At 73.0% G+C, this 8108-nt stretch carries 8 protein-coding genes and 1 pseudogene; 4 read left to right on the forward strand and 5 right to left on the reverse strand.

The genetic code is table 11. The annotated features are described in order from the left end of the window. Positions 1-287 (reverse strand): annotated as a pseudogene (locus V7E46_RS30560) (hypothetical protein); the annotation flags it as partial. A 245-nt stretch (positions 288-532) separates the two neighbouring features. Between V7E46_RS30560 and V7E46_RS30565 the strand changes: the two are divergent. Together V7E46_RS30565 and V7E46_RS30570 are read left to right on the forward strand one after the other, a co-directional pair. After that, complete coding sequence (locus V7E46_RS30565; RefSeq protein ID WP_333771455.1) at positions 533-922, forward strand: hypothetical protein; 390 nt, start codon at positions 533-535, stop codon at positions 920-922. 24 nt (positions 923-946) lie between these two features. Continuing rightward, a complete protein-coding gene (locus V7E46_RS30570) occupies positions 947-1816 on the forward strand; it encodes a spermidine synthase (RefSeq protein ID WP_333771449.1) in 870 nt (289 codons plus the stop codon). A gap of 39 nt (positions 1817-1855) precedes the next feature. Here V7E46_RS30570 and V7E46_RS30575 read toward each other — a convergent pair whose 3' ends face one another. After that, entirely contained in the window at positions 1856-2323 is a 468-nt protein-coding gene (locus V7E46_RS30575; RefSeq protein ID WP_333771450.1) for a hypothetical protein, read from the reverse strand. Positions 2324-2375: 52 nt separating this feature from the next. Between V7E46_RS30575 and V7E46_RS30580 the strand changes: the two genes are divergently transcribed. Together V7E46_RS30580 and V7E46_RS30585 are read left to right on the forward strand one after the other, a co-directional pair. Beyond that, the gene (locus V7E46_RS30580) at positions 2376-3065 is read left to right on the forward strand and encodes a response regulator transcription factor (RefSeq protein ID WP_333771451.1); all 690 of its coding nucleotides are present in this window, start codon (positions 2376-2378) and stop codon (positions 3063-3065) included. Continuing rightward, positions 3062-4438 (forward strand): sensor histidine kinase, encoded by a 1377-nt coding sequence (locus V7E46_RS30585; RefSeq protein ID WP_333771452.1) that lies wholly within the window; start codon positions 3062-3064, stop codon positions 4436-4438. The genes V7E46_RS30580 and V7E46_RS30585 overlap by 4 nt, the downstream gene beginning before the upstream one ends. 119 nt (positions 4439-4557) lie before the next feature. Here the strand turns inward: V7E46_RS30585 and V7E46_RS30590 are convergent, their stop codons facing one another. From V7E46_RS30590 to V7E46_RS30600, 3 genes are all read right to left on the reverse strand, one after another. After that, on the reverse strand, positions 4558-6039 hold the full coding sequence (locus V7E46_RS30590) for a glycoside hydrolase family 1 protein (RefSeq protein WP_333771453.1): 1482 nt from the start codon (positions 6037-6039) through the stop codon (positions 4558-4560). Positions 6040-6135: 96 nt separating this feature from the next. Then, the gene (locus tag V7E46_RS30595; RefSeq protein ID WP_333771454.1) at positions 6136-7056 is read right to left on the reverse strand and encodes a carbohydrate ABC transporter permease; all 921 of its coding nucleotides are present in this window, start codon (positions 7054-7056) and stop codon (positions 6136-6138) included. A 2-nt stretch (positions 7057-7058) separates the two neighbouring features. Then, positions 7059-8060, reverse strand: coding sequence for a carbohydrate ABC transporter permease (locus V7E46_RS30600; RefSeq protein WP_329178770.1), 1002 nt, complete (start codon positions 8058-8060; stop codon positions 7059-7061). Between the last annotated feature and the right edge of the window lie 48 nt (positions 8061-8108).

An 8108-nucleotide genomic window follows, 5' to 3' on the forward strand; every position in this document is an offset into this window, starting at 1 on the left:
GCGGTGGAGTGCCCGGGGGACATATGGCGGAAGACCCGCTCGTAGGCGTAGCCGGGGCAGCGGATCTCGCCGCTTTCGAGCCGCCCGATGTGGCGGGCGTCGCAGCTGACGTGCTCGCCGATCTGGGGGGGGCCCCCGCGCAGGGGGCGGGGGACGCGGGCCGGCGCCCGGCCCCCGCGCAGCCGCCGGATGGCGGCGTTGGGGGCGAAAGCGGGGACGAAGCCCGGGACGGGATCGGGGACGCAGGCGGGCACAGGGGCGGGTAAGGAGGCAAGGGACGGCAGCATGGCGACTCCCACGACGGTCGGTGCCGCTGGAACGAACGTACCGGCCACCTGGAGGCCCCATATGCCGCATTTGGCTACTAAGCGGATATCTCATGCGCTATCCGCCATGAAACGCCACCCCTTACGGCGTGAATTGCGCGTAGCCGTTGACGCTGTGGCGCGTTGTCACAGATGTGGCACAAAATCTGCGTGCGCCGATCCCCTCGTGAGGAGCGTTTGCCTTGTTGGACACCACCGGTACGCATATGTCGGGTCCGAGCCCGGAATGCAGTGAACTGCCGCCGCCATGCGACCTGGTGACCGTACCGACCAGGCAGGGGCTCGAAGCGGCCGATCTGCTGCGGCTCGGCAGCTGTGTCGGCCCGGTGCTGCACGACAGGGCCGGCGCGAGCCTCGGCTTCCTGGTGCCGCCGGGCACCGCGGACTGCTGGGACGTGCCGGGCAGTTCGTGTACCCGCACGGACGGCCGGGGCCTGGTGCTCGACGGCGGGCCGCCGGTCGCCGACACCGGGTGGCTGCTGCCGCCGCACACCGACACCGCCGTCACCGACCCCGCGGTGCTGCGCGCCGCGCTCGGCGAGGCCGCCCGCACCATCGAACTGGTCGACGGATACCAGGGCCTGCGCGCGATCTAGCCCCGCTGCCCCGATAATCGGCGCATGGCAGGCAAGAGACAGCGCGGCGGCCGGGCGCGCACCCCCGGCGCGGTGACCGCACGGGTGGGGGGCGGCCCCGCGGCCCTCGTACCCGACAGGGAACGCCCGCAGGCCTGGGCCCTGGTCGTCGACGGCGCCCCGCAGTCCCATGTCGACCTCGCCGTGCCCGACCACCTCGGCTTCTCCTACCAGCGCAGGCTGGGCCACGTCATCGACCTGGTCGCGCCCCCGGGCATGCCGCTGCGGGTCGTCCACCTCGGCGGCGGCGCGCTCACCCTGGCCCGCTACACCGCGTACACGCGGCCGCGCTCCACCCAGCAGGTCATCGAGCTGGACACGGCGCTGGTGGACCTGGTCCGGGCGCACCTTCCGTGGGACCGCGGCTGGCGGATCAGGGTACGCGCCGGGGACGCGCGGGCCGGCCTGGCGAAGCTGCCGGACGGCTGGGCCGACCTGATCATCGCCGACGTCTTCGGGGGCGCCCGCACCCCGGCGCACATGACCAGTGCGGAATTCCTCACCGACGTGCGCAGGGTGCTGCGGCCCGGCGGTGACTACGCCGCCAACCTCACGGACGGCGGCGCGCTCGCTTTCCTGCGCGGGCAGATCGCGACCGTACGCAGTGCCTTCGGCGAGGTGTGCGTGGCGGCGGATCCCGCGGTGCTGCGGGGCAAGCGGTTCGGCAACGCGGTGCTGTGGGCGGCGGACCACGAACTGCCGGTCGCGGACCTCACCCGGCGGGTCGCGACCGACCCGCACCCCGGGCGGGTCGAGCACGGCGCGGCTCTGGCGGCCTTCACCGCGGGGGCGCCGGTCGTGACCGACACGACCTCGGCCCCGTCGCCGCCCCCGCCGCCGAACGCGTTCGGCTAGCCGCCGGGGCACCCTCCCGGACCCCGCAAGCGGCGCGGCCTACTGCTCGTAGGACTCCACCGCCGGCGCGTGGCCGTTCCACGTGCAGAAGAGCGTCGACGCCGCACCGCCGGAGGCAAGCGTGAAGGTGACCCGCAGCCACCCGTCCTCCGGCCAGACCTGCATCCGCCAGCCGGCGTTCGGCACAGCCGAGACAAGCGTGGCCGTGCTCGGCCCGAGCGCGAGGACGACCCGCCCGCCCCGCAGGGTCCAGCCCCGCACCGCCGGAGAACGCGTGGCCGGCCGGGTGCGAGGGGCGGTGGTGGCGGCGGCGGTACGGGTCGGCGGCGGCGCCACAGGCGAGGCGCCCCGCTCCGAGGACGCCAGGGGCGGCGCCGCGACCGGCAGGGCGCGCGGCGGGTCGTACGCGGTGCCGCGCAGCACACTGTGGACGCCGAACCACGACAGCGTCGCCGCCGCCGCGGTGGTCAGCGCCCAGACGCAGAAGTGGAGCAGCCCTCTGTACACCCGGCCATAGTGCCGCACCCATGCGGCGGCGTGACGCGCTAGGTTGCCGCGCATGGCAAGTGTGCTCGTGGTCGAGGACGACCGGTCCGTGCGCTCGGCCCTGATCCGGCACCTGACGGAGGCGACCCACACGGTACGCGGCGTGGGCACCGCCCTTGAGGCGCTGCGGGAGGTCGCGCAGGTCGCGTTCGACGTGGTGATCCTGGACCTCGGGCTGCCCGACCTGGACGGGTCGGAGGCGCTGAAGGTGCTGCGCGGGCTCAGCGACGTCCCGGTGATCATCGCGACCGCCAGGGACGACGAGGCGGAGATCGTCCGGCTGCTCAATGCGGGCGCCGACGACTATCTGGTGAAGCCGTTCTCGGTGGAGCATCTGTCGGCCCGGCTGGCGGCGGTGCTGCGGCGGGCCCGCGGCGGGTCGGCGGCGCCCGCGGCCGACCCGGTGATCAGGGTCGGCGGGCTGAGCATCGACGCGCGCCGCAGGCTGGCCGTGCTGGACGGGGCGGCGCTGGAGCTGACCCGGCGGGAGTTCGACCTGCTGAGCTTCCTGGCCGCGCGGCCCGGCGTCGTCGTGGCCCGCCGCGAACTGCTCGCGGAGGTCTGGCAGCAGTCGTACGGCGACGACCAGACGATCGACGTGCATCTGTCCTGGCTGCGCAGGAAGCTGGGGGAGACCGCGGCCAGGCCGCGGTATCTGCACACGCTGCGCGGGGTGGGGGTCAAGCTGGAGCCGCCGGTATGAGGTGGTCCCTGGTCCGGGTCTCGCTCGCGGTCACGGCGATGGTGGTGATCGCCTTCGCGGTGCCGCTCGGCCTGGTGGTCAAGGAGCTGGCCAGGGACCGGGCTCTGACGAACGCCGAGCGGCAGGCCGCCGCGATCGCTCCGGCGCTGGCGATCACCACCGACCGGGAGCAGCTGGAACGGGCGGTGGCGACGACGCAGGCGGGCGCGCTGCGGCGGATCGCGCTGCGGATCCCGGCGACGCGGAGCACCGCCGCGGTACGGATCGGGCAGCCGCGGGCGGCGCAGCCGGCGCTGGACGCCGCCTCGGCGCGCGGCGAGGCGGCCACCGTGCGGGTCGCGGGCGGCTACGCGCTGCTGCGGCCGACCGCGGTGGGCTCGGGGACGATCGCGGTCGTCGAGGTGTTCGTGCCGGACGGCGACGTCACCCGGGGGGTGGCCACCGCGTGGCTGGTGCTCGCCGGGGTCGGCCTCGCGCTGATCGTCGGCTCGGTGGCGGTCGCCGACCGGCTGGGCAGCCGGATGGTGCGGCCCGCGGTCCGGCTGGCGCGGGCCGCGCACCGGCTGGGGGAGGGCGACCTGGCGGTACGGGTGCCGGAGGCGGGACCCGGCGAACTGCGGTCGGCCGCCGCCGCGTTCAACGCGATGGCCGACCAGGTCGTCCATCTGCTGGCCGCCGAGCGGGAGTTGGCCGCCGACCTGTCGCACCGGCTGCGTACCCCGCTGACCGTGCTGCGGCTGAACACCGCCTCGCTGGGCCGGGGTCCTGCCGCCGACCAGACCAGGGCCGCGGTCGCCCAGTTGGAGCGGGAGGTCGACCAGATCATCAGGGCCGCCCGCGAGCAGCGCGTACCCGCGCAGGCCGCCGGGTGCGACGCGGCCGAGGTGATCACGGAGCGGATGGCGTTCTGGTCGGCGCTCGCGGAGGACGAGGCCCGGGAGGTGCGTACCGCGGGCGCCGACCGGCCGGTACGGGTGCCGGTGCCGCGTACCGAACTGGCCGCCGCGCTCGACGCGATGCTCGGCAACGTCTTCCGGCACACCCCCGAGGGCACCGCCTTCGCCGTGGATGTGCACCGCTCCGACGACGCGGTCGTCGTGCTGGTCTCGGACGCCGGGCCGGGTGTCGCGGACCCGGCCGCCGCGGTCCGCCGCGGGCACGGCGACGGCGGGCACGGCTCGACGGGGCTCGGCCTGGACATCGTCCGCCGGGTCGCGGAGTCCGCCGGCGGCGGTATGACGATCGGCCGCGGTGTGCTGGGCGGCGCGGAGATACGGCTGCGGCTCGCGCTCGGCGGCGACCCAGCGCCGGCCGCGCCCGGCCACAGGCGGCGCGGGAAAGCCGTCCGCCCGGTGCCCGGCGGCGATCCGTGACGGGTCCCCGGCGAGCCCGCCGTGAGAAGCCGCCCGCTCCCACCCTCACCGGAGAGGAAGGCCAAGGAGCGGTACGGCAGCACCCTCGAACTGCCGTACCGCTCCTTTTCTCCGTCCCCTCAGGACTTCCGGTCCTCCTCCGGGAGGTCCTGAAGGACGTTCTCGCGCGCCACCGAGGCGTACCAGTGCGCGCTCTGCTTCGGGATCCTGCGCTGCGTGCCGAAGTCCACGTAGACCGCGCCGAAGCGCTTGCTGTAGCCGTAGGCCCACTCGAAGTTGTCCATCAGCGACCACAGGAAGTAGCCGCGGACGTCGGCCCCGCCGCTCAGCGCCTGGTGCACCGCGGCCAGGTGGCCGTGCAGGTAGGCGACCCGCTCGGGGTCGTTGACCTGGCCCTCGGGCGAGATGTAGTCGTCGTAGGCGGCACCGTTCTCGGTGACCATCATCGGCAGGCCCGGGTGCTCCCGGCTGATCCGCTGGATCAGGTCGCGCAGACCGGTCGCGTCCACCGCCCAGCGCATCGCCGTGGTCTTGCCCGGGGGCAGGTGGAAGGCGACGTGCTCGGAGCCGGGCCACGGCGAGTAGTCGCTCGCGCCGTGCCCGTCGTTGCGCGGCGCCTGCGCCCCGTCGGTGTGCACCCGGCCGTCGGAGACCAGGGTCGGGGTGTAGTAGTTGATGCCGAGCAGGTCGATCGGGCGGCTGATCTCGGCGAGGTCGCCGTCCTTGACCAGGGACTCCCAGTCGACCAGGTGGGCGGTGTCGTCCAGCAGGTCGGCGGGGTAGCCGTCGCCGAGGATCGGGCCGAGGAAGACCCGGTTGCCGACCGCGTCGATCCGGCGGGCCGCGTCGAGGTCGGCGGCGGAGTCGGTGAGCGGGCGGACCTGGTGCAGGTTGAGGGTGATCGAGGTCTGCGCTGCAGCGGGGAGAGCGGAACGCAGGACCAGGATCGCCCGGCCGTGGGCGAGGTTGAGGTGGTGGACGGCCTTGAGTGCCGACTCGGGCTCGGTGCGCCCGGGGGCGTGCACCCCGGAGCCGTAGCCGAGATAGGCCGAGCACCAGGGCTCGTTGAGGGTGGTCCAGTAGGGCACCCGGTCGCCGAGCGCGCCCGCCACGATCGCGGCGTAGTCGGCGAAGCGCTCGGTGGTGTCGCGTACGGTCCAGCCGCCGACGTCCTCCAGGTCCTGCGGCAGGTCCCAGTGGTAGAGGGTGGCGACCGGGGTGATGCCCTTGTCCAGCAGCTCGTCGGTGAGCTGCCGGTAGAAGTCGAGGCCGCGCTGCACGGCCGGGCCGCGCCCGGTCGGCTGGACCCGGGACCAGGACACCGAGAAGCGGTACGCGCCCAGGCCCAGGTCCGCCATCAGCGCGACGTCGTCGCGGAAGCGGTGGTAGTGGTCGGCGGCGATGTCACCGGTGTCCCCGTTGCGGACCCGGCCGGGGGTGTGGCTGAAGGTGTCCCAGATCGAAGGCGTGCGGCCGTCCTCGGCCGCGGCGCCCTCGATCTGATAGGCGGCGGTGGCCGCCCCCCAGACGAAGCCGGGGGGAAAGCGGAGCGAGGCCGAGCTGGCAGAAAGCTCAGTGCTCTCTGAACGGACAGCTGTCATAGCGGGGGACTCCAGGGGAATCAGGGGGTAGTTGGGGGAGAAGGGGGCTCCCGCCCGGCCCGCGCGGCACAGGGGTACGGCTCGCGGGCGGGCGGCTCAGCTCTTGACGGCACCCGCGGTGATACCGCCGACGATGTGCTTGCCGAGGAAGGCGAAGACCAGCAGCAGCGGCAGCGTCGCGACCAGCGCGGCGGTGACGACCGCGGCGTGGTCGATCGCGTGGTTGCCCGACCCGACGCCCGCCAGCGCGACCTGCACGGTCGGGTTCTGCTGGTTGAGCGCGATCAGCGGCCAGAAGAAGTCGTTCCAGGCCTGTACGAACACCAGCATTCCCAGCACGGCCATCGCGGGCCGGGCGATCGGGAACACCACGTGCCACAGGATCCGCAGGCTGTGCGCCCCGTCCACCCGGGCGGCCTCGATCAGTTCGATGGGCAGCGCCTCGGAGAGGAACTGCCGCATGAAGAACACGCCGAAGGCGGCGACCAGCGAGGGCAGGATCACCGACTGGAGGTGCCCGACCCAGCCGACGTTGGTGATGATCTGGTAGAGCGGGATCACACTGAGCTGCGGCGGGATCGTCATGGTGGCGACCACGATCATCAGCAGGATGTTGCGCCCGCGGAAGCGGAGTTTGGCGAAGGCGAAACCGGCCAGCGTCGCGAAGAGCACGGTGCTGATCGCGACACACCCGGCCACGATGGTGGAGTTGATCAGGGCCGTGGTCATGTCGACCTCGTCCCACACCACCTTGAGGTTCTGCACCAGGTGGCTGCCGGGCAGCAGCGGGGTCGGCGGCTGGGTGATGTCGGTGTCGGTGTGCGACGCGGCGACGACCGTCCAGTACAGCGGGAAGAGCGAGATCGCCGCGGCGACGATCAGCAGGACGTACGCGACGGGTCCCGCGTTCTGCTGCTTGCCCGCCCCGCCCGCCTTCACCCGGCGGCGGCCGGCGGTCGGCGGAAGGGTGGAGTGGCGCGGTCGCGCGGACCGCCCGGCCTCGGTGAGTTGAGCCATGGTCAGGCCCCCAGCTTCCGGCGGTTGGAGCGCGCGATCACCAGGTTGACGGCGCCGATGAGCAGCAGGATCAGCAGCATCACCCAGGCCACGGCGGAGGCCTGGCCGAGTTCGCCGGTGTTCCAGCCCTTGTCGTACATGTAGAGGCTGAGGGTCTGGTACTGGTGGTCGGTGCCGCCGGTCATACCGACGCCGCCGCCGAACATCAGCGGCTCGCCGAACAGCTGGGTGGCGCCGATCGTGGAGACGATGATGGTGAACAGGATCGTCGGCCGGATCGACGGGATGGTGACGCTGAGGAACTGCCGCCAGCGCGACGCGCCGTCAAGCGCGGCGGCCTCGTAGAGGTCGGCGGGCACGGCCTGCATCGCGGCCAGGTAGATCAGCGCGTTGTAGCCGGTCCAGCGCCAGGTCACGATGGTCGAGATGGCTATCTGGGCGGGCCACTTGGACGACTCCCAGTCGATGTTTCCGGCCCCGACGTGGCCGAGCAGCTGGTTGATCATGCCGTAGTCCGGGTTGAACATCTGGATGAAGACCAGCGTGGCGGCGGCGACCGAGGTCGCGTACGGCGCCAGGATCGCGACCCGGAAGAAGCCCCGGCCGCGCATCCTGTAGTTGAGCAGGTGCGCGAGGCCCAGCGCCATCGCCAGCTGCGGCACGGTGGAGATCACACCGAGCGTGAAGGTGTTGCGCAGCGCCGTCCAGAAGAACTCGTTGTGCCACAGGCCGGTGTAGTTGTCGAAGCCGACCCAGGTCGCGTGGGTACCGAGCTGCACCTCGTGCAGCGAGAGCCAGCCGGTGTAGATCAGCGGGAAGAGGCCGAAGGCGGCGAACAGGAGGAAGAACGGGGCGACATAGGCGTACGGGGATGCCTTGGTGTCGAACCGGTAGAGCTTGGCGCGCCAGCCGGGAGGACGGCTGCCGCTCGGGACTTTGCTGCTGGGGGCGGACCGGGACGACAGCGGGCTGCCGTCGGACGTCGCCCTGACGGAGGTGGCCACGAGTGGCGTCCTTCCCGTAGGGATGGGGGCGGTGGGCCGGGTCGGGGG

This window comes from Streptomyces sp. IBSBF 2435, from assembly GCF_036815005.1.
GTDB lineage: Bacteria > Actinomycetota > Actinomycetes > Streptomycetales > Streptomycetaceae > Actinacidiphila.

Coding starts and splice junctions, on each gene's coding strand:
- V7E46_RS30565 (WP_333771455.1), top strand. CDS start 533: ATGTCGGGTCCGAGCCCGGAATGCAGTGAACTGCCGCCGCCATGCGAC.
- V7E46_RS30570 (WP_333771449.1), top strand. CDS start 947: ATGGCAGGCAAGAGACAGCGCGGCGGCCGGGCGCGCACCCCCGGCGCG.
- V7E46_RS30580 (WP_333771451.1), top strand. CDS start 2,376: ATGGCAAGTGTGCTCGTGGTCGAGGACGACCGGTCCGTGCGCTCGGCC.
- V7E46_RS30585 (WP_333771452.1), top strand. CDS start 3,062: ATGAGGTGGTCCCTGGTCCGGGTCTCGCTCGCGGTCACGGCGATGGTG.
- V7E46_RS30590 (WP_333771453.1), bottom strand. CDS start 6,039: ATGACAGCTGTCCGTTCAGAGAGCACTGAGCTTTCTGCCAGCTCGGCC.
- V7E46_RS30595 (WP_333771454.1), bottom strand. CDS start 7,056: ATGGCTCAACTCACCGAGGCCGGGCGGTCCGCGCGACCGCGCCACTCC.